4 protein-coding genes and 1 pseudogene are annotated in these 4,088 nt (G+C 69.4%); 4 read left to right on the plus strand and 1 reads right to left on the minus strand.

Going from position 1 to position 4,088, the window contains the following annotated elements; genetic code table 11:
- The 4 genes and pseudogenes from FL311_RS41645 to FL311_RS41660 all read left to right on the plus strand — a co-directional run.
- Window positions 1–233: pseudogene (locus tag FL311_RS41645) on the plus strand (N-(5'-phosphoribosyl)anthranilate isomerase); the annotation flags it as partial.
- A 5-nt stretch (window positions 234–238) separates the two neighbouring features.
- Window positions 239–1,444, plus strand: a complete 1,206-nt coding sequence (gene trpB / locus FL311_RS41650; protein WP_141333160.1) for a tryptophan synthase subunit beta — start codon at window positions 239–241, stop codon at window positions 1,442–1,444.
- Complete coding sequence (gene trpA / locus FL311_RS41655) at window positions 1,441–2,232, plus strand: tryptophan synthase subunit alpha (RefSeq protein WP_141333161.1); 792 nt, start codon at window positions 1,441–1,443, stop codon at window positions 2,230–2,232. Before trpB ends, trpA begins: the two co-directional genes overlap by 4 nt.
- Window positions 2,233–2,357: 125 nt before the next feature.
- On the plus strand, window positions 2,358–2,915 hold the full coding sequence (locus FL311_RS41660) for a hypothetical protein (RefSeq protein WP_141333162.1): 558 nt from the start codon (window positions 2,358–2,360) through the stop codon (window positions 2,913–2,915).
- Between the two features lie 31 nt (window positions 2,916–2,946).
- On the opposite strand, the gene FL311_RS41665 is transcribed toward FL311_RS41660, so the two are convergent.
- On the minus strand, window positions 2,947–4,088 hold a 1,142-nt coding region (locus FL311_RS41665), incomplete at its 5' end, for a YfhO family protein (protein ID WP_141333163.1).

Raw genomic sequence — 4,088 nt, forward strand, 5'->3', positions numbered from 1 at the left:
GCGGTGGGGGCGTGGGGTTCGACTGGTCGCTGGTGGCGGGAGTGGCGGGCAGCGGCGTGCCGGTGTTGGTGGCGGGAGGGCTGAAGCCCTCCAACGTGGCGGAGGCGGTGCGCGCGACGCGGCCTTACGGAGTGGACGTGGCCAGTGGGGTGGAGTCGGCCCCGGGCATCAAGGACATGGACGCGGTGCGCGCCTTCGTGCGGTCCGCGAAGTCCATCAACCTCTGGGAGTGACAGGGATGAACACGGAGACTTCCACCGGCCGCTTCGGCCGCTTCGGTGGGCGCTACGTGCCGGAGACGCTCGTCCCGGCGCTGATGGAGTTGGAAGAGGCGTACACGGCCGCCAGGGCGGACCCGACGTTCGACGCCGAGGTGGCGCGGGTGCTGCGTGAGTTCGTGGGTCGGCCCACGACGCTGACGCCGGCGCGCAGGCTCACCGAGGCGTGGGGCGGCGCGAACGTGTGGCTCAAGCGCGAGGACCTGGCGCACACGGGCGCGCACAAAATCAACAACACCGTGGGGCAGGTGCTGCTCGCGAAGCGGATGGGCAAGAAGCGCATCATCGCGGAGACGGGCGCGGGCCAGCACGGCGTAGCGACGGCCACCGCGTGCGCGCTCTTCGGGCTGCCGTGCGAGGTGTACATGGGCGCGCTGGACGTGGAGCGGCAGGCGCTCAACGTCTTCCGGATGCGGGCGCTCGGCGCGGTGGTGCGGCCGGTGGAGTCGGGCTCGCGGACGCTGAAGGACGCGATGAACGAGGCGATGCGCACGTGGGTGTCGCAGGTCTCGGACACGCACTACGTCATCGGCAGCGCGGCGGGGCCGCACCCGTATCCGTCGGTGGTGCGCGACTTCCAGTCCATCATCGGGAAGGAGCTGCGCACGCAGGCGATGGCGGCGTTCGGGCAACTGCCGGATGCGATTGTCGCGTGCGTGGGGGGCGGCTCGAATGCGATTGGCGTGCTGCATCCGTTCATCGGCGATGCGAGCGTGCGGCTCATCGGCGTGGAGGCGGGTGGGCACGGGCTGGACTCGGGCCAGCACGGGGCGTCGCTGACACTGGGGACGGAGGGCGTGTTGCATGGCTCGCGCTCGCTGGTGCTCCAGGACGCGGACGGGCAGATTCAGGAGGCGCACAGCATCAGCGCGGGTCTGGACTATCCGGGCGTGGGGCCGGAGCTGGCACACCTGGCGAAGATTGGGCGGATGGAGGTGCGCACGGCGACGGACGACGAGGCGTTGGCGTCGTTCTACGAGGTGGCGCGCATGGAGGGCATCCTCCCGGCGCTGGAGACGTCGCATGCGTTCGCGCGAGGCCGGGAGCTGGCGCGGGAGCTGGGGGCGGGCAAGTACCTGGTCATCAACTGCTCGGGTCGAGGGGACAAGGACGTCGCGACGATTTCGGCGCGCGGGGTTCCGCCGGCGGTGGGGGTGAAGGCGTGAGCGGCGGAATCGCGAAGGCGTTCGCGCGGGCGAAGGCTCGGGGCGAGGGCGCGCTGGTGGCGTACGGGATGGCGGGAGACCCGGACCTGGCGCGCTCGGTGGAGGTCTTCACGGCGATGGTGGAGGGAGGCGCGGACATCCTCGAGGTGGGCGTGGCGTTCAGCGACCCCATCGCGGACGGGCCGGTCATCCAGGGTGCATCGGAGCGCGCGTTGAAGGCGGGCTCCACGCTCAAGCGGGTGCTCGACGAGGTGGTGCCGGAGGTGCATCGGCGCTGTCCGGAGACACCGCTGGTCATCATGACGTATGTGAATGTCATCATGGCGATGGGCGAGGAGCGGTTCGCGAAGCTGGCGCGGGAGCGCGGCGTGTCGGGAGCCATCCTGCCGGACCTGCCGCCCGAGGAGAGCGGGGCCTTGCGCGCCACGTTCGACGCGGCGGGCGTGGACTTGATTCCGCTGTGCGCGCCGACGACACCGCGTGCGCGAGCCGAGGCCATCGCGAAGGACGGGCGCGGCTTCGTGTACTGCGTGTCGGTGGCGGGAGTGACGGGCATGCGCGCGGAGCTGCCGCCGGACCTGTCGCAGCGGCTGGACCTGGTGCGCAAGGCCTCGCCAGTGCCGGTGGTGGCGGGCTTCGGCATCTCCAGCGCGGAGCAGGCGCGGACGCTGTCGGCGCACGCGGATGGGGTGGTGGTCGGCAGCGCGCTCGTCCGGGCCGCGCACTCGGATGGACCGCAGGCCGTCAAGGCGCTGTGCGCGGACATCAAGCGCGGATTGAAGCGCTGAGGGCGAACGGGCACGGAAGCACTGCGTGCCCGTGCCACCCACATGATGAGGCCGTGATGCTTCCGTGAGGAAGCCGCCCACGCGACATCGCTTTCATGGGCGCTCTTTCAACGAAGGAGCGACCCATGCGTGGCAAGCGATGGACGGTGAGCGGGCTTCTCGTGGCCCTGGTGACCAGCCCCTGCCTCGCGGAAGAGCAATGGCGGCCACAACGGGAGTTCTCTCTCGAGTGCCTGCTCAACGCCTCACATGCAGCCGTGAAGCTCCGCTTCGCTCAGGCCCATTGCTATGGCGGCAATCATGGGTCACTCATGCTGACCCACACTCCCGTCGCGTCACGCATTGAGGGACGCTTCTGGGAGCCTCGCTACACCAGCCTCAACGTGCCATCCCGGGTCGTCTCCTCTTTCGTCTCACAGCAAATGCTTCGGGCCCTGGTGGACGGAGCACTCCAGCCAGAGGGAGATCCGAAATGCCATCCCTCCACCTGGAACTACGTCGTCACCTTCGAGTGGACGTGCGACACGAGAGACTCCGCCGCATGGCAGGCGGCGACTTTCGATGCGCAGATTTGCGACGACGATGAGTTCCCCAATCTGCCCATTCCAGACCCACTCCATGCAACGAGCGCCCAGCGTCTCTATCGCATCGCGCACCTGATGCTCCGCGAGGCGCTCCGTTGAGGTCAGCGGCGCTCGCCAAGAACCCGAGACCTCACGAAGCCCCACGCGGTCGACGCACCACCGCGAACCCGAGCAGTCCCAGGAACGTCATCGCGGAGACGCCCAGCCCCCACCGGGCGGCAACATCCCGATAGGTCAGCGTCACCCGATGTCGCCCCGCCTTCACGGGCACGGCGCGCACCGCGACGTTGGCCGGAAGAATCGGCGTCTCCACGCCATCCACCGTCGCCGTCCACCCGGGGAACCACGCGTCGTTCACGATGAGCACCGCGTCGCGAGGACTCTCCACGTCGAACTCCAGACGCTCCGCCTCGTAGCGCTCCACCTTCACCTGTCCCCCCACGGGAGACGTGTCCCCGGACGTAAGCCCGGCCCCACCCTCGCCACACTCGACCAACGCCACCTGTCCGGCACGAACGAGCGGATCCGCCAGCCCCGGCATCGCGGCCTCGTACGACGCGACACAGCGCGCATTCGCCAGGAACACCCGAGGCAGCACCTCCGGGTGCTCCACCAACACCGCATTGATGGACCGGTCCGTGACGGCGTTCTTCTTCCCAGCCGTCTCCAGCGCCTGCCACTCCACGAGCGGATGCACCGAGTACGCGACGGAGAACAGCGGAGCGCGCTCCAGGAACCACGGCGTCACATCCCAGACGACCGCATGCACCCGTCGACTCGTGGCGGGCAGGGTTCCATCCGCGCTCTCCATGCCCCACAGCCCCGGCGTGTCCGGCATGAGCGTCTGCGCCGCGACCAGCGAGCGCCACTGCCGAGCATCCATCCCAGGAATGAGCGACGTAACGCCAGCCACGTCGTAGTGCGAGGCCACTCGGATGGGCACCCGCGCATCCTCGCGAGGCTGCGCGAGGATGTGCTCGGCGAACGGAGGCGGCGTGGACAGCACCTCCGGCGTGAGCAGCTCGTAGCTCCCGAACCCCACCAAGAAGCCCGACACGAACTGCGTCACCAACAACACCCCGGCGCTCCCACGCGTCCACAGCACCCCGCCCACACAGAGCACCGAGCTCACCAGCGCCACCCCACTGACGAGCACGAACTGCCGCGACAGCAGCTCGCGAAGCTCCCCGGGCATCTCCGGCCAGCGAGGCACCAGCAGCAACGCGGTGAACCCCCGCCCCAGGGACTCGCCCACGATGAGCACCAGACACC

The organism is Myxococcus sp. AB025B, from assembly GCF_006518215.1.
Classification (GTDB): domain Bacteria; phylum Myxococcota; class Myxococcia; order Myxococcales; family Myxococcaceae; genus Myxococcus; species Myxococcus fulvus.